At 57.1% G+C, this 18,555-nt stretch carries 19 protein-coding genes; 14 read left to right on the top strand and 5 right to left on the bottom strand.

Features of this window, described 5'->3' with window-relative positions; translation table 11 throughout:
• Positions 1-59: 59 nt before the first annotated feature.
• Complete coding sequence (locus ACO6TI_RS26105; protein WP_422383664.1) at positions 60-752, bottom strand: nitroreductase family protein; 693 nt, start codon at positions 750-752, stop codon at positions 60-62.
• Between the two features lie 2 nt (positions 753-754).
• A complete protein-coding gene (locus ACO6TI_RS26100; protein ID WP_422383663.1) occupies positions 755-1,618 on the bottom strand; it encodes a nitroreductase family protein in 864 nt (287 codons plus the stop codon).
• A 259-nt stretch (positions 1,619-1,877) separates the two neighbouring features.
• Here ACO6TI_RS26100 and ACO6TI_RS26095 point away from each other — a divergent pair, with 259 nt between their 5' ends.
• Positions 1,878-2,288: a GlcG/HbpS family heme-binding protein gene (locus ACO6TI_RS26095; protein ID WP_055117082.1), complete on the top strand. Its 411-nt coding sequence runs from the start codon at positions 1,878-1,880 to the stop codon at positions 2,286-2,288.
• A 115-nt stretch (positions 2,289-2,403) separates the two neighbouring features.
• Here ACO6TI_RS26095 and ACO6TI_RS26090 read toward each other — a convergent pair whose 3' ends face one another.
• Both ACO6TI_RS26090 and ACO6TI_RS26085 read right to left on the bottom strand, forming a co-directional pair.
• On the bottom strand, positions 2,404-3,435 hold the full coding sequence (locus ACO6TI_RS26090; protein WP_422383662.1) for an L-idonate 5-dehydrogenase: 1,032 nt from the start codon (positions 3,433-3,435) through the stop codon (positions 2,404-2,406).
• 7 nt (positions 3,436-3,442) lie between these two features.
• On the bottom strand, positions 3,443-4,390 hold the full coding sequence (locus ACO6TI_RS26085) for a 2-hydroxyacid dehydrogenase (RefSeq protein ID WP_108873737.1): 948 nt from the start codon (positions 4,388-4,390) through the stop codon (positions 3,443-3,445).
• A gap of 83 nt (positions 4,391-4,473) precedes the next feature.
• Between ACO6TI_RS26085 and ACO6TI_RS26080 the strand changes: the two genes are divergently transcribed.
• The 5 genes from ACO6TI_RS26080 to ACO6TI_RS26060 all read left to right on the top strand — a co-directional run bounded on the left by ACO6TI_RS26080 (position 4,474) and on the right by ACO6TI_RS26060 (position 8,097).
• Complete coding sequence (locus ACO6TI_RS26080) at positions 4,474-5,241, top strand: SDR family oxidoreductase (RefSeq protein WP_055117076.1); 768 nt, start codon at positions 4,474-4,476, stop codon at positions 5,239-5,241.
• The gene (locus ACO6TI_RS26075; RefSeq protein WP_422383661.1) at positions 5,238-5,741 is read left to right on the top strand and encodes a gluconokinase; all 504 of its coding nucleotides are present in this window, start codon (positions 5,238-5,240) and stop codon (positions 5,739-5,741) included. Before ACO6TI_RS26080 ends, ACO6TI_RS26075 begins: the two co-directional genes overlap by 4 nt.
• Complete coding sequence (locus ACO6TI_RS26070) at positions 5,738-6,625, top strand: NAD(P)-dependent oxidoreductase (protein WP_104703729.1); 888 nt, start codon at positions 5,738-5,740, stop codon at positions 6,623-6,625. Before ACO6TI_RS26075 ends, ACO6TI_RS26070 begins: the two co-directional genes overlap by 4 nt.
• Positions 6,622-6,960, top strand: coding sequence for a hypothetical protein (locus ACO6TI_RS26065; protein WP_055117072.1), 339 nt, complete (start codon positions 6,622-6,624; stop codon positions 6,958-6,960). Before ACO6TI_RS26070 ends, ACO6TI_RS26065 begins: the two co-directional genes overlap by 4 nt.
• 120 nt (positions 6,961-7,080) lie before the next feature.
• Positions 7,081-8,097, top strand: a complete 1,017-nt coding sequence (locus ACO6TI_RS26060; protein ID WP_104703731.1) for a LacI family DNA-binding transcriptional regulator — start codon at positions 7,081-7,083, stop codon at positions 8,095-8,097.
• A gap of 21 nt (positions 8,098-8,118) precedes the next feature.
• On the opposite strand, the gene ACO6TI_RS26055 is transcribed toward ACO6TI_RS26060, so the two are convergent.
• A complete protein-coding gene (locus tag ACO6TI_RS26055) occupies positions 8,119-9,144 on the bottom strand; it encodes a LacI family DNA-binding transcriptional regulator (RefSeq protein ID WP_281929477.1) in 1,026 nt (341 codons plus the stop codon).
• Between the two features lie 137 nt (positions 9,145-9,281).
• On the opposite strand from ACO6TI_RS26055, the gene ACO6TI_RS26050 reads away from it, so the two are divergent.
• From ACO6TI_RS26050 to ACO6TI_RS26015, 8 genes are all read left to right on the top strand, one after another.
• On the top strand, positions 9,282-10,790 hold the full coding sequence (locus tag ACO6TI_RS26050; RefSeq protein ID WP_173937359.1) for a sugar ABC transporter ATP-binding protein: 1,509 nt from the start codon (positions 9,282-9,284) through the stop codon (positions 10,788-10,790).
• Positions 10,791-10,800: 10 nt separating this feature from the next.
• Positions 10,801-11,823 carry an ABC transporter permease gene (locus ACO6TI_RS26045; RefSeq protein WP_029063223.1) on the top strand — a complete coding sequence of 341 codons (1,023 nt, stop codon included), beginning with the start codon at positions 10,801-10,803 and terminating at the stop codon, positions 11,821-11,823.
• Between the two features lie 23 nt (positions 11,824-11,846).
• Entirely contained in the window at positions 11,847-12,896 is a 1,050-nt protein-coding gene (locus ACO6TI_RS26040; RefSeq protein WP_055117066.1) for a substrate-binding domain-containing protein, read from the top strand.
• Positions 12,897-13,028: 132 nt separating this feature from the next.
• Positions 13,029-13,802: an ATP-binding cassette domain-containing protein gene (locus ACO6TI_RS26035; RefSeq protein WP_035899204.1), complete on the top strand. Its 774-nt coding sequence runs from the start codon at positions 13,029-13,031 to the stop codon at positions 13,800-13,802.
• A gap of 9 nt (positions 13,803-13,811) precedes the next feature.
• Positions 13,812-14,939, top strand: coding sequence for an ABC transporter permease (locus tag ACO6TI_RS26030; RefSeq protein WP_281929483.1), 1,128 nt, complete (start codon positions 13,812-13,814; stop codon positions 14,937-14,939).
• 41 nt (positions 14,940-14,980) lie between these two features.
• Positions 14,981-16,117: a substrate-binding domain-containing protein gene (locus ACO6TI_RS26025; protein WP_196877435.1), complete on the top strand. Its 1,137-nt coding sequence runs from the start codon at positions 14,981-14,983 to the stop codon at positions 16,115-16,117.
• Between the two features lie 142 nt (positions 16,118-16,259).
• Positions 16,260-17,291 (top strand): LacI family DNA-binding transcriptional regulator, encoded by a 1,032-nt coding sequence (locus ACO6TI_RS26020; protein WP_422383660.1) that lies wholly within the window; start codon positions 16,260-16,262, stop codon positions 17,289-17,291.
• A gap of 147 nt (positions 17,292-17,438) precedes the next feature.
• A complete protein-coding gene (locus ACO6TI_RS26015) occupies positions 17,439-18,530 on the top strand; it encodes an ABC transporter ATP-binding protein (RefSeq protein ID WP_055117062.1) in 1,092 nt (363 codons plus the stop codon).
• Positions 18,531-18,555: the final 25 nt, after the last annotated feature.

The raw sequence follows: 18,555 nt of genomic DNA, 5'->3' as shown, positions 1-18,555 counted from the left end.
TGGAGCACGCAAAGCGCGGTTTGCCAGATTGCTGCTCAAGGAAGCCGCTGTGCGCTGTGTCAGCCCGCAACACTCAGGATTTCATGCAGAGGCTTTTTCAGTTTTGCAACGGCTGGAACCTTTGCTTCGCTTGAGGGGTGACCAACAGCAATAATCATGATCGGCTTCTCGCTTTCCGGCCGGTCAAGCACCTTGTTCAGGAACCTCATGGGATTGGGCGTGTGTGTCAGCGCGACAAGTCCGGCGTGATGGAGCGCAGCCAGCAGAAATCCACAGGCAATGCCGGTGCTCTCAGGGACGTAGTAGTTCTTGTAGCGGGTGCCGTCATCAAAGTAGCCCCAGCGCTGGGCAAACACGACGATCAACCAGGGAGCGTCTTCAAGATGCGGTTTGTGTTCATTGGTACCTATCGGCTCCAACGCCTTCAACCATTCGTCGCCGGCACCACCCTCGTAGAAGCGACTTTCCTCATCTTCCGCAGCTTCGCGAATCTGTCTTTTCACGTCCTGGTTGGAGATTGCGGCAAAATGCCAGGGCTGGTGATTGGCGCCCGAGGGCGCCGTTCCCGCGGTGCGGACACATTCCTCGATCACCTCTCTCGCGACGGGGCGATCGGAAAAATCCCTTACCGTGTGTCTGCGTTTCATGCGGTCATAGTAGGCTTTCGCCTCGGCCAGAACTTTCTCGTCCGAAAAGTCGGCCCTGTCAGGAAGGGGGATGGGCTTGTAGGAAATGGTTTCACGGGAAAACATGATCAGTCCTTCAATCGTCTCTTTGTGGCCCGGCCGGTCGTACGCGGTTTTGAAAAGTCGGCTTCCGGTTCAAGCTCACCCGGCGAATTGGAAGTTCCGGTCGTGAAGGCGGCCTCCCATTCACCCAGCTTTTCAGCGCGGTCGTCCCAACTCTCCATGCTTTCCTCGTCACGATACATGGCAAACGGGCGCAAGGTGCTTTCGTAAAAATCCACTTGCGCATGAGACCGGTATTGCGTGGGTTGGTAACCGTTCCAATGGAGGGCCTGATCCAGCGGTCGGCGATACCGGCGGTTCTGGGTTGCAGCAGGGTATCCGATCGGAATGGTGCCATAGGCGCGCATCCATTGCGGATATCCGAGCAGCTCCGACAGTTCCTTGTTGGTGACAGGTTCACCGCCGCCCGACAACCAAGCGCTGGTCAGACCTTCAGCCGCAACACCAAGCTGGATATTCTGGATGGCCGCTCCTATGGAATTGAGAAAGATCACTTCATTGTTGTCGAGATACTCCGCCTCCCAACCCTTGCTTGTCGGCTGGGGAAAGCAGACTTTCCAGCGGGGGTCTCCGACGACGATGATGATGGCAGCCGTGTTGGCCAGATAGGTTTTCTTCACCGCGGGAAAACCCTTTGCGTGGTCGACCAGCCGTTGAGCCTGCCCGAGAAAGACGTCCATCACTCTGTCGCGCATGCCGGGTTCATCGATGACGATGAAATCAAAACACTGCACATTGGCACCCGACGGTGCCCACCTCCCACAATCAACGATCCGCTTGAGAACGTCACGCTCAACACTTCGGCCCGGCTCGAATTTCCGAACGCTGCGGCGTTTGCGGATCACATCCTGAAAAAGCGCTTCTGACATCTGTTTTTCCCCCTGAACGGAACAAACCGGTGCGAGTATCGGGCTCGTGCATGCTTCATTGATGCGGATCGGGTGGTCGAAGTGCAACAGCGAATGCGATTGGAATCCAACATGAGAAATGAGATGCGTGACGTTTCAGTAGAATTCCAATTTCCTCCGGATGGTCTTACGGCACGGACAAACACCGCCGTCACCTCTTGCCGTCCTGTATTCAAAGACTTAAGTTATCGATAACATCACTTGATTTCGGGGACATCTGATGAAATTCGTTGAAGAGACAAAATTGCTTACGCACCGCGGTACGATGGCTATTCTGAACGCTGCAGTAGCGCGGGCAGAAGCCCTTGGGCAGCCGCAATGCATTGTCGTCGTGGATCGGAGCGGTGAAGTTCTGGCGGAAATCCGGATGACGGGAGCCAAGTTCCTGAGCCGGAAAAGTGCGCTTGCGAAAGCCCTGACGGCGGCGTCAACCGGGGTTGAGACCACATCCATACCCGAGGCCGTGCGCACGTATATAGGCCTTGCAACGGACGGCAGTGTTACCGGTCTGCCGGGCGGACTCCCGATTGTTCTTGATGGTGTCCTGCTTGGTGGAATTGGTGTGGGTTCGGGTTCCGGAGACCAGGATATCGACGTGGCAAGTGCAGGTCTGGCCGCCATTGGTGCCTGATCTCGAATGCCCCTTGGATAATTGAGAAGAATGGCAGTGGACAGGCCGTCAGAAAACGGCACGGCCTGTCCGCTGCAGATATCAGGCAAGGAATCTCGCCAAAGGCATTTTCTTGTCAGGCAAACGCGATCTGGGCCTTTACCGTTTGACTGCGATCGCCTGCAATTTCGAAGGCGGCAACGGCGTCGTCGAGCGCAAAGGTCTGAGTGATGAAGGGTTTTACATCGATCAGGCCTTTCTGCATCAGGCTGACCGCGGTGAAGAATTCCTCGTGAAACCGGAACGACCCCTTCAGTGCCAATTCCTTTGCGGTGATGGCCATCATCGGAAGCCTCATGTCACCGCCAAGGCCAAGCTGGACAATCGTGCCTCCCGGACGCATGGCCGAAATCCCTGCAGCAAGGGCAGGCGCGGCGCCTGAACATTCGAAAAGAACCTCGAATGTGCCCTTGTCCACCGTGAATTGCTCAAGGTCAGCGGGGTTTTCCGCCATGTTGAGCGTCAGATCAGCTCCGGCGGCCTCGGCCATCTTGAGTGTGAACGGGCTAAGATCGGTTGCAACAATCAGGTCGGCTCCGGCCCTGCGGGCCGCCAGAATGCACAGGATGCCGATCGGTCCGCAGCCGGTGACCAGGACCGATTTTCCCATCATCGTGCCGGCTTGACGGGTCGCATGCAGGCAAACGGAAAGGGGTTCGGCCATGGCCGCCTCGCCGGCTGTCAGACCATCCGCCGGAGCGCATTGTGCGGCATCGGCAACCAGGACCTGACGGAACGCTCCCTGGATGTGGGGGAACGGCATGGCACTGCCGTAAAAGCGCATGTTGAGGCACTGGTTGTGATGCCCTTCGTTGCAATATCTGCAATTTCCGCAGGGACGAGATGGAGAGACGGCGACCAGCTGGCCGATGGACAGGCCGGAGACCCCGTCTCCAAGCGCCGTAACATGACCGGCAACTTCGTGACCAAGGATCATGGGTTCCTTCAGCCGTACCGGCCCAAAGCCGCCGTGATTGAAGTAGTGCAGGTCGGATCCGCAAATGCCGCCGGCCGCGATCTTGATCTGCACTTCTCCCGGACCGGGATCGCTTGCGTCACGATCTTCAATGCGAAGGTCTCTCGCTTCATGAATGACGATTGTTTTCATGTCTGCCTCACAGAACCGGGGTGAGCAGGTCCTGACCTGCAAAGTGAGCTTTCAGATTGTCTCGCACGAGCTTTCCCATGGCCTTTCGCGTCTCGAAGGTACCTGATGCGTGGTGTGGCTGCAGCAGCACGTTGTTCAATTCCAGAAAACGGGGATTGAGAGCCGGCTCGCCTTCGAACACATCCAAAGCGGCAGATCCCAACCGGTTGCTTTCAAGTGCTTCAAGAAGCGCTTCCTCGTCGATATTGGAAGCCCTGCTTATGTTGATGATCATTCCTTGCGGTCCGACGGCCTCAATTACGTCCTTGTTGACGATGTGCCTCGTCTCGGCGGAAGCGGCAAGCGTAACAAACAGGAAGTCAGATTTTCTGGCGAGTTCAACCGGGTCGGAAACGAAAGACCAGTCTCGCGCATAGTCTTTCGCCGATACATCGGAATAGGCAATCTGAAGATCGAAACCGGCCAGACGCTTTGCGACCTCAAAACCGATCCTGCCAAGACCAAGAACACCTGCCGTCTTGCCCCAGACCCTGGACTGGAGCGGGTACAGTCCCTTTTCCTGCCAGCTGCCATCCCGCACCCATGCCTCGGCACCGATCATGCCGCGCGATTGCACCAGCATCATCGCGACACCGAGATCGGCCACGTCGTTCGTCAGAACATCGGGTGTGTTGGTGACGCGAATGCCCCGTTCGCGGCAGGCTTGCAGATCAACCGCATCAAAACCGACACCGTAGACAGAAATGACTTCCAGGTTCGGGCAAGCTTCGATCATTGCCCGGTTCGCACCAAGTTCTCCCCGGGTGGCAATGCCTTTGACGGTTGCACCGACCGCGTTCAAAAAGCCAGCCGGATCAGACGCTTCGAAATATTTGTGCATGTTGAAGGTTTCGTCCAACGGAACCTGATCCCAATCGGGATAGGGGCCGACCTGGAGAATGTCTGGCTTGGTCATTTTATGCTCTCTCGGGTTGACAAGTTATGTTATCGATAACATAACAATCCAAAGTGTCAATTGTTTCTGTAGAAGGAATTCTGATGAGTCTCGCCTTGTTCGACCTGTCCGGCAAACGGGCATTGATCACCGGTTCGTCCCAGGGAATCGGATTTGCGCTCGCGCGCGGCCTCGCCAAGGCCGGTGCCGAAATCGTCCTCAACGGCCGCGACAAATCGAAACTCGGCGAGGCGGCAGCAACGCTCAGATCGGAAGGCCACACAATCCACGAGTTGGCGGTCGACGTAACCGATCACGATGCCACCCGGGCCGCCGTCGACGGATTTGAAAACGAAACCGGTGCCATCGACATTCTGGTCAACAACGCCGGCATGCAGCATCGCACCCCACTTGAGGATTTTCCCGCGGACGCCTTCGAGCGTTTGTTGCAGACGAACATTGCCTCGGTTTTCCATGTGGGTCAGGCTGTTGCGCGGCACATGATCGGGCGCGGATACGGCAAGATCGTCAATATCTGTTCGGTGCAGACAGCTCTCGCGCGCCCGGGCATCGCTCCATACACGATGACCAAGGGAGCCGTGGCGAACCTGACGAAGGGGATGGCGACCGACTGGGCAAAACACGGCCTTCAGTGCAATGGCCTGGCACCTGGATACTTTGACACGCCGCTCAATGCCGCACTCGTCAACGATCCGGAATTCAGCGCCTGGCTTGAAAAAAGGACACCTGCCGGGCGGTGGGGCAATGTTGAAGAACTCGTTGGAACGTGCATTTTCCTTTCTTCCGAGGCCTCTTCCTTCGTGAATGGAACGACCGTCTTTGTCGACGGTGGAATCTCGGTGTCGCTGTGACCGCCGCCTATGTTGTCATGGGTGTATCCGGTTGCGGGAAGAGCAAGATCGGCCAGGGTCTCGCGAAGGCAATCAGCGCAAGATTCTTCGACGGTGATGACCTCCATCCGGCAGAGAACATTGCAAAAATGAGCCGGGGCGAACCGCTCAACGATGACGACAGAGGCCCCTGGCTCGACAAGGTCGGCGAACAACTGGCCATGTCTTCCGAGCCAACGGTCATTGCCTGTTCCGCTCTCAAAAGGATCTACCGCGAACGGATTCGGGACAAGGCAGGAAAGCCGGTGACGTTTCTCTACCTTGAGGGCACACATGAAGTTCTCAGCGAGCGCATGAAACATCGTGACGGGCATTTCATGCCCGCCGCGTTGCTCGACAGTCAACTGGCGACACTGGAACCGCCCGGCGAGAGTGAAGATACGGTCAAGGCGTCGATCGACCAGACACCCGATCAGGTGGTCGCCGATTTGCTCGAAGGTATTCGAAGGAAACAGCAATGAGTGAGAGAGTAGCCCTGATCGGAGCAGGCGCCATGGGCGGCGCGATCGGCACCCGTCTAGTCGAGACAGGCAATCGGCTGCTTGTCTTCGATCTTGACCAGGACAAAGTCGCGGCACTGGTCGCAAAGGGGGCGGTTGCTGCCAAATCGGCAGCAGAAGCCGCCAACCAGTCAGACTGTGTCATCACAAGCCTCAATTCCGCGAAGATCGTCGACATCGCGGTGTTCGGCGAGAACGGGGTTGCTGCGGGAGCCAAGCCCGGCACACTGGTGATTGATATGTCGTCCATTGATCCCGAGGCGACCAGGGAGCTTGCCGGAAAAGCTGCCGGCGCCGGTTTGCGCTGGGTCGACAGCCCGCTTTCGGGAGGCGCACCCAAGGCGTTGACCGGCGAGTTGACACTCATGGCCGGCGGTGCGCCGGAAGACGTCGCCGACGCGCACAAGGTTCTGAAGCATGTGAGTTCCAACTACACCCACATGGGTCCGGTCGGGGCAGGCCAGACCACCAAGCTGATCAACCAGGTCCTGTGCGCGCTGGGGTTCGTCGCGGTTGCGGAAGCAACACAGCTTGCGCTCGACGCTGGCGTCGACGCCGCAAAAATTCCAACCGCACTCAAGGGTGGACGTGCCGACAGTGCGCTGCTTCAGGAATACATGCCGCGCTATGTTGAACGCGATTACCGAAGGACCGGACGGATCGACAACATGGTGAAGGATCTGAATGGTGCAATGGATCTTGCGCGGCGAACCCACACCTCGATGCCGCTGACATCGCTCTGTGCGGAAATTCATCGCATGCTGACCGCGGCAGGCCTTGGCGGCGAAGACGAAGCAGCACTGATGGAATTTTTCAAGGGACCTGACAAGGAACAGTTCACATGATCACTCGTTTCGCCCTGTTCGAGGGCAGCGTCAAATCCGGCAGGAAAGATGCCTTTCGAGAAGCCGTGACGGAAAGGCTCGTACCGCTCTGGCGCCAGTTTCCGGGCAACAGCGATGTACGTGTCATGTTCGGAGAAGAAAGGGACGCGGGTGCGCCCGAGTACCCGCTGATACTGGCAATCACCTATCCCGACAGGGAAACAATGTCCGGTGCACTTGAAAGCGATGCAAGAAACAGATCACGCGAGGTGACAGGCGAGATCGTAGCCGAATTCTTCGACGGACGAATTCATCATCATGTGACGGAAGCGAATGAGTACGCCGGCAGGCCGTGAGGCGACCAACATGCCAATGCCGCCGAAATCTGTGTCTCTTTTCCATGGGTCTGCCGCTGCAATTGCAGCAGCAGACCCATTTTGCATAAATTCAGGCGGAAAGAATCAGGTGGGGGACGAATGCAGCGCGCTGTGACGATGAAGGATGTTGCACAAAAGGCAGGCGTGTCGGTTATGACCGTCAGTCGTGCATTCAAGCAGCACGCCTCCGTGGGTGAGGCAACCAGAAAGCGCATTCTTCAGATTGCCGAGGATCTTGGCTATGTCTTTGACAGTAACGCCGCAACATTCCGGTCTCAAAGAACCGGTTTCGTTGCAGTGGCCATTCCCTCGATCAACAACGCCAATTTCGCTGATACCGTGGGAGCGATGTCCGAAGCTCTCAAGGATGAAGACCTTCAGGTTCTTCTGGGCTACAGCAACTACGATATTCACGAAGAAGAAGGCATCGTTGAGCAGTTCCTGAAACGCAGGCCCGAGGCAATCGTGCTGACGGGCGGGCGGCATACGCCGAGAACTCGTCAATTGCTTGAACGGGCAAAAATTCCGGTGATCGAGACCTGGGACCTGCCGGATGATCCGATTGATCATGTCGTCGGCTTTTCCAATGCGGCAACCATGCATGATCTTGTCCGGCATCTTGTCGGAACCGGGCGGTCCCGGATTGCCTTTATCGGCGGTGATACCGATGGCGATACCCGGGGAGCAGATCGGCGGCGCGGCTTCATGGCGGCAATGGAAGAGCAGGGCCTGTCGAGCGAACGGCTGATCGGTGCGGGTGACCCGCCGATCTCGATGCGGGAAGGGGCTGCCGCCATGTCGCGGTTGCTGCGTGAACACCCGGATACCGAGGCGGTTGTATGCGTATCCGACCTGTCGGCTTTCGGTGCCCTGACCGAGTGTGCCCGCAAGGGCGTGAAGGTACCGGACGATATTGCGATTGCGGGATTTGGCGCCTACGACATTTCGTCTATCTGCGTCCCGACGCTGACGACGATCAATCCTCATCCGGAGGAGATAGGCCGGAAAACCGGCGAGCTGATCAGAACGCTGCTTAGGGGTGAGGGCACCGGTACTGAGGGCGCCATCCGGATCGGGATTGAACCGCAGCTCAGTGTCGGTGAATCGAGTACGTGAACCGAAGAGCTGCTGGAAACGTCAAACGGTTTCCCCGGTGACGAGCCGAAATCCGACATCACTGACCGGTGTCGCCTGATCTCCCGAAATCTTCAGCAACAGATTTTCAGCCGCAAGCTGACCGATCCGCAAATGGTTCACCTGAACCGTCGTCAGCCGGTACGGCAGAACTGATGCGATAGGCAATTCCCCCCAACCGGCAATACCGATGTCGCCGGGTATGCTGATGTGCTGCGCCTGACAGAAATGCACCGCGCCAACCGCCATATTGTCGTTCTGGAAGAAGATAACCTCCACGTTCGGGTCGGAGGACAGCAATTGCTCAGTTCCATAAAAACCTGGATAAAAACCTGGAATGTCGTTCAGACATAATTGCTTGCTGAGTTTTCCTCCACCATCTTCTATCGCTTTTGCGTACCCGTTCAGGCGGGATGTCGCCGCATTGGCAGCATCATGGGAAGTTCCGACATATCCAAAACGCGTATACCCTTTTGACAAGAGAAAACGGCCCATGTCGTAGCCGCTGTCGAAGTGATTGAGGCCGACGCACATATCGATCGGACTCGAGTTCAGATCCCAGATCTCGACCAGTGGAACATTCGCGCTCTGAAGCAGCTGGACTGCCTTGGGAGTATGCGCGCGCCCGGTCAGGATGAGACCGGCCGGCTTCCAGGACAGTACGGTTTCGATCCACGTCTCTTCTTCTGCCAATGCGTGCTGGGTCATTCCGAGAACTGTCTGGTGATTGAAACTGACAAGCTTGCGGTCAATCCCTTCCAGAACGTGCGTGAAGACTTCATTGCCGAGATCCGGAATGCTGACCCCGACGAAAGTGGTGTTCTTGTCGCCCGCAAACACCGTTGCGATCCTGTTCGGCAGATACCCCAGACGCTCGACTTCCGCCATGACCTTGACGCGCGTCTTTTCTGAGTAACCGCCCTCCTCGCGCAGGACCCGGCTGGCAGTCATTTTCGACACACCGGCGGCCTTGGCTACCTCTGAAAGGTTTATCTTGTTGTTTTTGCTAGAGATTTTTAAATCCGTCAAATTTAACGTTATCGATAACTTTTTTGTTGACTTCGATATGTGACAGGCGGATGATAATCCTACGTTACCGGTAACTCAACGCCTGTCTTGGAATTGGAGACAGAAAGTCGGGGCAGGTAACGATCGGGAGGAACATCGTGCCAGGCAGTTTGAAAAACCGTCTCTTCTTTGACGGCATTCAGAAACATTTCGGGGGGACATACGCCGTCCGGGACGTTTCGCTGTCGATCGACAGGGGCGAGATCGTCGCCCTTCTGGGAGAGAATGGTGCCGGCAAGTCGACCCTGATCAAGATTCTGGGCGGTATTCACAATCCCGATGCGGGCCGGGTGCTGATCAACGGTGAGCCCTACGAGCATCGGCCCGGTGGTTTCGGTCAGCGCCAGGCGGTCGCATTCATTCACCAGGATCTTGGCATGATCGAGTGGATGACGGTTGCCGAAAACATGGCACTGGCACTCGGATTTTCCAAGAAATTCGGTTTGATCAAATGGCGCGACGCGGAAACCTTCGCGGCGGAGGCCCTGGCGCGGGTCGGTTGCGACTTCTCTCCTTCCACGCGTGTTCAGGACCTGTCGAGGACGGAAAAGTCGTTGGTGGCGATTGCCCGGGCTCTTGCTGTCGATTGCGATTTTCTTGTGCTTGATGAGCCCACAGCATCTCTTCCGACCGACGAGGTGTCGCGGCTTTTCGAGGCTCTGCGGCCGTTGCGTGATCGCGGTGTCGGCATGATTTATGTCTCTCATCGACTGGATGAGATTTTTCAGATCGCTGATCGCGTCGCAGTCTTGAGAGACGGTGAGCTTGTCGGTGTCCGTTCCATCCAGCACACGACAACCGAAGAGCTGGTTCACATGATTGTCGGTCGCAAGACCAGGCAAGTGAGCAAACTGAGTGAAGCGCCAGGCAAGCCGGTTCTCTCGGTCAAGAACCTGAAGACGAAATCAACCGGTCCGGTCGATTTCACCTTGCACAGGAACGAACTGGTTGGGCTTGTGGGTTTACGCGGGGCAGGGCACGAGGAAATAGCCCGGGCGCTTTACGGCCTTGAGGCGCAAACGGGCGACATAGATCTTGATGGGCTGGGTGCGCCGGATCTGCGATCACCGAAAACTGCTCTTGATTCCGGTGTCGGGCTCGTTGCCCGCGATCGTACCGAAGAATCCGTCGCGATGCCGTTGTCGATCCGCGAAAACACCTTTCTCAATCCCGAGGCGACAGGACGTGGCCTGTTCTCGATCCTGACGCCGCGAGAAGAAACGAAGATGGCGGAAAAGATCGGCCGCGAAGTTGCGTTGAGCCCGAATGACCAGACCATGGCCATCGAGGCATTATCCGGAGGAAACCAGCAGAAGGTGGTCATTGCCCGCTGGCTGGCAACCAAAAGAAAGCTCCTGATCTGCGAGGACCCGACGGCGGGTGTCGATGTCGGGGCCAAGGCTGAAATCTACGCACTTTTGAACAAGGCCCTGCTGGAAGGTGTCGGTATCTTGCTCGTGTCGACAGATTTCGAGGAAGTCGCAACCATTTGCCATCGGGCCATCGTCTTCAGCCAGGGAAAAATCGTTGGCGAACTGTCGGGCACGAAGCTGTCGACAGAAAACCTGATCCAGGCCGCGTCGGCCAGCAACGTCGCTGCCGCTTGAGGTAATTTTTATGCAGTCACTTGAATCCAATGCTCTGGAGCCAACCAAGTCTGAAATCGAAGGCCTGTCGGTCCGCGGCAAGTTGTTGCGGCTGCTTCCGGTCTACGGCTTGGTGATCCTGACCATATTTCTGATCGTCCTGTTTTCGATCCTGCTGCCGAACACGTTTCCGACGCTTTTGAACCTGCGGGCCATCATCTCGGACAAGGCCATCATTGCGTTGCTTTCGCTCGGCGCGATGATACCCATGGCAGCGGGGCGCATCGACCTTACGGTGGGCTACGGCATTGTACTCTGGCACATTCTTGCGATCAGCCTGCAGACCGTGTTTGGCATCCCCTGGCCGATGGCCGTCATGATCGTGCTCATGCTCGGAGCCATGAGTGGTTTCTTCAACGGTCTTCTCGTTGAAGTCGCCAAGATCGACAGTTTCATCGCAACGTTGGGAACCGGCACTGTGCTCTATGCGATCGCCTTGTGGCACACGGGCGGGCGGCAGATTGTCGGTGTGCTGCCGGACGGGTTCTATTCCCTGAGCACCACCTTCGTGTTCGGATTGCCGATTACAGGTTACTACCTGATCGCGATAACGGTCTGCATGTGGCTCATTCTCGAATACACACCGGTCGGACGGTATCTTTATGCCATCGGTGCCAACCAGCGTGCGGCCCAGTTGAACGGCATTCCTACACGCAAATATGTGATTGGTGCCTTTATGGCATCGGGAACAATGACCGCACTTGCCGGCGTATTGCTGGCATCGAAACTCAGGATCGGCCAGGCAAGTGTCGGTCTGGAATTTCTGCTTCCGGCGCTGGTCGGAGCGTTTCTCGGGTCAACGACCATCAAGCCGGGGCGGGTCAACGTCTGGGGCACGGTCATTGGTGTCGCCATTCTCGCGGTAGGCATTTCCGGCATTCAGCAATTCGGCGGTTCTTTCTGGGTCGAACCACTCTTCAACGGCGTCACGCTTCTGATCGCGATCGGTATCGCGGGCTATGCGCAACGCCGTAAAGGCGCAGCGAAAAAGTAAGATTTTTGCAAAGGGAGGATACTATGCAAAAACGCGATTTCCTTAAGACAGTTCTGGCAACCACGATGCTGGCCGGCATCGGCTTGCCGGCATTTGCAGAAACGGCCTGGGATGGGCCGACGGCAGGGCCGGCAGCCGCAGATGGCAAGACGATCGTCGTTGTCGCGGCCGATCTCAAGAACGGCGGCATCCTGGGCGTGACCAACGGGGTCGAGGAAGCTGCGGACAAGATCGGCTGGGAGGTCCGTGTTCTTGACGGAGCAGGTTCCATTCAGGGGCGCACGGCAGCCATTGGCCAGGCCCTGGCCTTGCAGCCGGACGGGATCGTGATCAACGGGTTCGACGCCGTTGAGCAGCAGGCAGCCCTGGAAGGCGTTGCCACCGCGAAAATTCCGATGGTTGCGTGGCACTCCGGTCCGAAAATCGGCTGTGATGCTCCCGGGGGCATCTACGCCAATATTTCAACCGATGCGATGACGGTCTCGGAAGTTGCCGCCAACTGGGCGATCGAGGACGGCGGCAAGGATATCGGCGTCATCATTTTCACCGACTCGACCTATCAGATCGCGATCGACAAGGCTGACCGGCTGAAAGAGACCGTCGAAGCGGCAGGCGGCAAGGTCCTTGAATATGTCGACACTCCGATTGCCGACACGTCGACGCGTATGGGGCCACTGACAACCAGTCTTCTGCAGAAATACGGGGACAGCTGGACACACGCGCTCGCAATCAACGATCTCTATTTCGACTTCATGGGACCGGCGCTCGCCTCCGCCGGGATCTCTGCTGCCGACGGCCCGCAGGCCGGGTCGGCCGGCGATGGTTCGGAAGCCGCATTTCAGCGGATCCGTACGGGCGGGTACCAGACGATCACGGTTGCCGAGCCGCTCAACCTTCAGGGCTGGCAGCTCGTTGACGAATTGAACCGGGCCGTTCAGGGCGAAGCCTGTTCGGGCTACATCACGTCACCGGCGCTCGTGACGCAGTCGGGTCTTGAAAAGATGGGCGACAGCAATTCTTTCGATCCCGACACGCCGTATCGCGAAGCCTATTCCGCCATCTGGGGCAAATAGGTTTCAGGGAGCGGGTCGCCTGATGCAGCCGAGGGCGACCTGCTGACCTGACCGACAAATTCAGCTGCAGTTCCTTTTTTTCGCGGCATCGCCGCGGACGGGAAAGCTTTGTCCAAAATTCAGGATGACGACATGTCTACCGGCGAGAACAACTCCGATCCTTTGGTAACAATGCGCAATATCTCCAAGCGCTTTGGCGGCGTGAAAGCGCTCACACAGGTGAACCTTGATGCCTATGCGGGAGAGGTCCTGGCAATTGTCGGCGACAATGGTGCAGGCAAGTCGACGCTGATCAAGATACTGACCGGCGTCTATCAGCCCACCGAAGGCGAAATCTTCGTGGCCGGCAAGAAGCTGGTGATGAACAGTCACTCAGATGCGATCGATGAAGGCATTGATGCGGTTTACCAGACGCTTGCGCTGGCAGATCATCTCGATCCCGCGTCAAACATGTTCCTTGGAAACGAACTGACCCGTTCGGTTCTGGGTATCACGATGCTCGACAACAAGCGGATGCGCTCGGAAACAGAGCGTGTCCTGTTTGAACGACTTGGTGTCAGGCTACGCTCGCTCGATGTTCCCACCTCAAGTCTGTCGGGAGGCCAACGGCAGGCTGTTGCCATCGCACGAGCGGTCTATCACGAGGGCCTAAGGGTCCTCGTGATGGACGAACCGACGGCAGCTCTCGGGCCCCAGGAAACGGCACGGACGCTGAAGCTCATCAAGGCACTGAAGGCACAGGGCCTTGCGGTCATTCTGATCTCCCACTCGCTGGATGACGTTTTTGAAGTCGCAGACAGGGTTCACGTTCAACGGCGCGGGCGCTGCGCAGGCGTTGTCCACATCTCGCAAAGCACGCAGCAAGACGTTCTCGCCCTGATCGTGGGCGCGGAAGAAGCGGCATAGGGGGCACAGATGGCAACCGCTACACAATCGGACGGACCGATGAAACTTTCCGACCGGATCGAACCCTTCCTGGCCATCATCGGCCCGATGGTCATGATCCTTGCAATCCTTCTGTTCATGGGGATTGCCGAACCGGCACGCTATTTCCGCCTGTCGAACCTTAATCTCATTCTACTGGATGCAGCGCTTTACATGCCAATGGCGATGGCAATGACCTTTGTCATTACCCAGCGCGGTATCGACCTGTCGATCGGCTCCGTTGCGGCGTTGTCGTCGATCATCATGGCGTTTCTGATCAAGCAATACGGATTTTCCGCACCGGTCGCGATCGCAATCGCGCTTTTGCTTGGCGCCGTGTTCGGACTGATCAACGGTCTGGTGATCACCAAGTTCAAGGTGCCGGACCTGATCGGAACGCTTGCTATGGACCTGGTCTACCGCGGGTTCGCACTGGTCATCGCAAAAGGTCTGGTGCTGGCACGCTTTCCTGAAATCATGACGGATATCGGTCGCGGGCAGATCCCCGGATTCATTCCGCTTCCGGTGGTGATCGGCCTGTTCACGATGGTTCTCGGGTACTGGCTGCTGAAGAAGACCTATTTCGGCCGCTACACGGTTGCGATCGGTTCCAATCCGGAAGCCGCCGAAATGACCGGGATCGCGGTCGATCGCTACAAGATCTACGCCTATGTGCTGATGGGTGCGTCGGCGGCCCTTGCCGGAGTGATGCTGACAGGCAAACTCAATGCGATCCAGGCGACATCAGCGCCGTATTTCAATCTGCATGTCATTGCCGCGGTCGTGGTCGGCGGAACGTCGCTTTTCGGCGGGCGTGCATCGATGCTCGGTTCGCTCGCCGGTGTGCTGCTTCTGTCCATGATGATCAACGCACTGGTGACATTGCGGATCGAGTTCTTCTGGCAGTCAGTCGCATCCGGCGTGGTGATCGTATCTTCGGTCGCACTCTATACCTGGTTGCAGAAAAAAGACCGTGATGGCGCAAAGGGCCTGCTTGCCGGCCTGAAAACGCCGGAAAGCTTGCGGCTACTGCGCCTGTCGGGTGGCCTGATCGCCGCCCTGGCTCTCTTGCTTCTCATTGGAACTCTGCTCGCCGGCAATCCTGTCGCCAGCGGCTGAGTCCTCTAAGCGCGGACTTCATCAATAGGGAGGAATTAGTGATGAAACTGCTTAAATCGACGCTTTGCATACTGATGCTTACAGGCACCAGCGCTCTGGCTCAGGGCAATCTGCCCCTGAAAGAGATGCCCGGTCACGCCGACAGGGACTACTGGGTGCCGGGTGAAGTCAATGCCGAAGGAAAACTTGAAGCCCTGCAGGCTGTTGTGGGTGGAGAAGGCGTGGCGTTCTCCGGAACCCAGGACAAGCCGGTTGAGATCGCCCTGATCTATCCGTCCGCCGATACATCGGACTTCTGGGCCCGCAATTATCTTGCGATGACAAAACGCCTCGACGAACTCGGTATCAAGTACAATACCACCGAGTTTGCCAGCCGTCAGATCGAGCACTCGCTGCAATCGACCTACGCCAATCAGGTGCTGCAGGATGGTGACATCTACGACTACGTGATCTTCGGACCTTCGGAGCTTGCCATCCAGGCGGACAATATCGACAAGCTGGCAGGCAATGATGACTTCACGACCTATGTCTGGGCCTTTCATACGCCGCTCAAGGATCTGAAGAACCAGCCTGATGTCTGGTTCGACTTCTCGTCGGCTGCCGGTGCGCTTGTCATGTGCGACTACATGCTGGAGCGTCTTGGAAATGGCATCACGATGGCGATGAACCGCGGTATCCCGGGCATTACCGACAACCAGCGTTCGGGTGACTTCAAGGACTGCGTCATGGAAAAGGGCGACTGGAAAGTCGCCTATGAGCACTATGGCGAATACCAGCGTGAAGGTGGGTATGAGGGTACCAGCCTGATCCTCCAGGCTTATCCGGAAGCAACGATCATCCACAATGCCAACACGGCCATGGCCATGGGCAGTGTTGAGGCACAGGTTGCAGTCGGAAAGGAAAAGGAAGTCTTTTCGACTGGCTGGGGCGGTACCGGACTGGAGCTGGACGCTATTCGCCGCGGCGAACTGGATGCAACGCCAATGCGCATGGGTGATGACGTTGGTGCTGCCACCGCAGAGGCCATCAAGGCGGATCTGGAAAACAGGGCTGATGAATTGCCTCTCGTCTTCCTGGGTCGTATCACAGTCGCTCATGACCAGATGAGCGCGGAAGAACTTGATGCACTTCAGACCGAAGCCTTCCGTTTCTCGGGTGTTGGCGCGCTCGAAAGATAGAAGGGCTCCTGTCTGAGGCCGTCCATGTGCGGCTTGCACCGTGGACGGATTGACAGACAGTGCTAAAAGAAGCGCTACCGGCATACTTTTCGCCGGTAGCGCGATTTGCTGCCTGCCTGGGCTGTTTGCGAGGGGATCGAATTTGGCCAAGGACGGCGGAAAACATGGGCCGGTTACAATGCGGGATGTCGCAAAGGCAGCCGGTGTTTCCCGAATGACGGTCTCCCGGGCCCTGCGCAAGGACAGTCCTGTCTCGCTTAGAACCCGGGAACATATTCTCAAAGTCGTGCGGGAAATGAACTACGTTCCGGATCAGATGGCGGGCAGCCTTACAACCCGGAAGTCCGGTTTTGTCGCCACACTCCTGCCTTCGCTGAACAATCTCCATTTTGCCCTGACCGTACAATCTCTTACCGAAGAGCTTGAGGAAATCGGTTTGCAGATTCTTCTCGGCCACACCGATTACTCCGCAGAGCGTGAAGAGGAAATTCTGGAGACGATGCTCAGACGTCGTCCGGAGGCGATAGTCCTGTCATACGACGGGCATACGGACAGAACTATCGAGCTCATGCGGGACGCGAATGTTCCGGTCATCGAGATCTGGGAAACGCCTGCGGATCCGATCGAACACACGGTCGGTTTCTCGAACTTCGACGCAGCGCGGCAGATGACACAGAGACTTATCGATGAAGGCTACAGCCGGATTGCATTTCTCGGGGAAGGGCAGGACGACTGGACGCGCGGCGCGGCCAGGCGGAACGGGTTTCTCCAGGCGATGCGGCACGCCGATCTGTCTGCGCACCGGATGATCCGCTATGGTATTCCGCCGCTGACAATCGACAGTGGATCGGAAGCCGTAGCGCAGCTTCTTGCCGACTTTCCGGACACGGATTGTGTGTTTTGCGTGTCGGATGTTGCCGCTTTCGGTGTCCAGAGCCGGCTCATTTCGGAAGGCTACGCCATTCCAGGTGATATCGCTGTTGCCGGCTTCGGGAATTTCGAAGTGTCCAGATATGCGGTGCCGAAACTTTCAACGGTTGTTGTCGATCCGGTCCGGATCGGAAGCGAGACCGGAAAACTGCTCAAGACACTGTTTCGTTCGGACCTGGCGGGTTCAGATCAACCTCGCCATATTCACGTTCCCGCCGAAATAGAATTCAGGCAAAGCACCTGACATCCATTTCCTGAATGAATTTTTGACCTTGAAAGAAAAATTTTCTTGTTATCGATAACATATCTGATAATGTGACCGGTAACATGTATAGTGTGTGACCGGTCACAACAGAGACGTGCGTCAAATCTGGACGCTCCGGGAGGGGAAATGCCGCGTATCCGACTTGAGAACCTCGTAAAGCGCTACGGCGATGTGGAGGTGCTGCACGGGATCAATCTGGATATGGATGAAAACGAGTTCACGGTGCTCGTGGGACCATCCGGCTGCGGTAAATCCACGACGCTGCGGATGATCGCGGGCCTGGAAACCGTTAGCGATGGGGAGATCTTCATCAACGATCGGCCGGTCAGCAATCTGGAACCGAAGGCTCGCGACCTGGCGATGGTGTTTCAGGATTATGCTCTCTATCCGCATATGAACGTTGCCAGAAACATGTCCTTTGCACTCCGTCTGCAGCGCAGGCCGAAAAAGGAAATTGATGAGAAGGTCGGCAATGTCGCCGAAATGCTCGGCCTGACAGACTTTCTGCACCGCAAGCCGGGGGAGCTTTCCGGCGGACAGCGGCAGAGGGTTGCGATGGGACGCGCCCTGACCAGGGATGCGGGCACATTCCTGTTCGATGAACCGCTGTCGAACCTTGACGCGAAACTACGCGGCCAGATGCGGGCAGAGCTGGCGCTGATGCGCCAGAAAGTCCGCAAGAACATGATCTACGTGACCCATGACCAGATCGAGGCCATGACACTGGGCGACCGGATCGTGGTGATGCATGGCGGCTATATCCAGCAGCAGGGGACGCCTGAAGAACTGTTCAAGCGGCCCGCGAACAAGTTTGTCGCCGGTTTTCTCGGCTCACCGCCGATGAATTTTCTGGAAGCCGAAATCCAGGATCTCTCGGGACAGCCTGTCGTACGCGGCAAGGGGTTTGAGCTGGCCTTGCCGGCAGAGAAGGCGGCGGCCGCCGCGTCTAAAACCTCGAATGCGGTGACGCTCGGGATCCGGCCATCCGATTTGCACTTCAGTCCCGATGCTTCCGATCAGGAAGCCGTCGATCTGCGGGTGATTGTCTCCGAATACATCGGTGCACAGTCAGTTCTTCTCTGCGATTGCGGCGGTCAGAAAGTCGAGGTCGAGCTGAAGTCCGAAACGCCTATTGCCCTGGGCGAAACATTGAGATTTGCGGTCAACAGGGAGGGCATTCACATGTTCGACCGCGAAACGGAGGTTGCCATCAGGTGATCTGAACCTTGCTGTTAAGGGAGGA

Source organism: Roseibium album (assembly GCF_965233825.1).
GTDB lineage: Bacteria > Pseudomonadota > Alphaproteobacteria > Rhizobiales > Stappiaceae > Roseibium > Roseibium album.
The sequence above is the reverse complement of the archived record's forward strand: the minus strand, read 5'-3'. Positions and strand labels throughout refer to the sequence as shown.

Bases quoted from the DNA above. Each gene is read 5' to 3' on its own strand.
- ACO6TI_RS26090 (WP_422383662.1), bottom strand. From the start codon at position 3,435: ATGAAAACAATCGTCATTCATGAAGCGAGAGACCTTCGCATTGAAGAT.
- ACO6TI_RS26040 (WP_055117066.1), top strand. From the start codon at position 11,847: ATGCAAAAACGCGATTTCCTTAAGACAGTTCTGGCAACCACGATGCTG.
- ACO6TI_RS26070 (WP_104703729.1), top strand. From the start codon at position 5,738: ATGAGTGAGAGAGTAGCCCTGATCGGAGCAGGCGCCATGGGCGGCGCG.
- ACO6TI_RS26105 (WP_422383664.1), bottom strand. From the start codon at position 752: ATGTTTTCCCGTGAAACCATTTCCTACAAGCCCATCCCCCTTCCTGAC.
- ACO6TI_RS26085 (WP_108873737.1), bottom strand. From the start codon at position 4,390: ATGACCAAGCCAGACATTCTCCAGGTCGGCCCCTATCCCGATTGGGAT.
- ACO6TI_RS26030 (WP_281929483.1), top strand. From the start codon at position 13,812: ATGGCAACCGCTACACAATCGGACGGACCGATGAAACTTTCCGACCGG.
- ACO6TI_RS26060 (WP_104703731.1), top strand. From the start codon at position 7,081: ATGCAGCGCGCTGTGACGATGAAGGATGTTGCACAAAAGGCAGGCGTG.
- ACO6TI_RS26065 (WP_055117072.1), top strand. From the start codon at position 6,622: ATGATCACTCGTTTCGCCCTGTTCGAGGGCAGCGTCAAATCCGGCAGG.
- ACO6TI_RS26080 (WP_055117076.1), top strand. From the start codon at position 4,474: ATGAGTCTCGCCTTGTTCGACCTGTCCGGCAAACGGGCATTGATCACC.
- ACO6TI_RS26035 (WP_035899204.1), top strand. From the start codon at position 13,029: ATGTCTACCGGCGAGAACAACTCCGATCCTTTGGTAACAATGCGCAAT.
- ACO6TI_RS26025 (WP_196877435.1), top strand. From the start codon at position 14,981: ATGAAACTGCTTAAATCGACGCTTTGCATACTGATGCTTACAGGCACC.
- ACO6TI_RS26100 (WP_422383663.1), bottom strand. From the start codon at position 1,618: ATGTCAGAAGCGCTTTTTCAGGATGTGATCCGCAAACGCCGCAGCGTT.
- ACO6TI_RS26015 (WP_055117062.1), top strand. From the start codon at position 17,439: ATGCCGCGTATCCGACTTGAGAACCTCGTAAAGCGCTACGGCGATGTG.
- ACO6TI_RS26045 (WP_029063223.1), top strand. From the start codon at position 10,801: ATGCAGTCACTTGAATCCAATGCTCTGGAGCCAACCAAGTCTGAAATC.
- ACO6TI_RS26095 (WP_055117082.1), top strand. From the start codon at position 1,878: ATGAAATTCGTTGAAGAGACAAAATTGCTTACGCACCGCGGTACGATG.